Source organism: Paracoccus sp. Z118, assembly GCF_019061185.1.
Lineage (GTDB): Bacteria > Pseudomonadota > Alphaproteobacteria > Rhodobacterales > Rhodobacteraceae > Paracoccus.
This window is the reverse complement of sequence record NZ_JAHQZU010000129.1, coordinates 1-476: the sequence shown is the minus strand read 5'-3', so window position 1 is coordinate 476 and position 476 is coordinate 1. Positions and strand designations below refer to the sequence as shown.

General features: G+C 74.8%; 1 pseudogene. It reads left to right on the top strand.

The annotated features are described in order from the left end of the window. Positions 1-405, top strand: a pseudogene (locus KTN05_RS18820) (hypothetical protein); the annotation flags it as partial. Between the last annotated feature and the right edge of the window lie 71 nt (positions 406-476).

Here is a 476-nt window from a genome sequence, read left to right as displayed (position 1 = left end):
GCGGCGCTCGCCCGCGCCGATGTCGGCGTCGCCATGGGCGCCGCGGGATCGGACGTGGCGCTGCAGGCCGCCGACGTGGCGCTGCTGTCCGAGGATCTGGAGCGGCTCGCCGCCGCCCGTCGCCTGTCGCGGCGCACAGCCAGGATCATCCGCCAGAACCTGACCTTCGCCATCGGCGCCATGGCCGTGCTGGTGACGGGCGGGCTGTTCTTCGACCTGCCGCTGCCCCTCGCCGTCATCGGCCACGAGGGCGGCACCGTGCTGGTCGTGCTGAACGGGCTGCGCCTGCTGTCGGACCCGATCCGGCGGACCGCACCGGCCGCGGCCGTCCCCGGCCGCGCTGCGCTCCGCGACCACCCCCCACGCCGCGCACATGGCGATGCGGCCCCTGCCGGACAACGATGATCGTGGATCGGGGGCGAGGGCCGGATCGGTCCCGGAGGATCGTTTTCCTTACGGGTCGGCGCCCTCGAGCA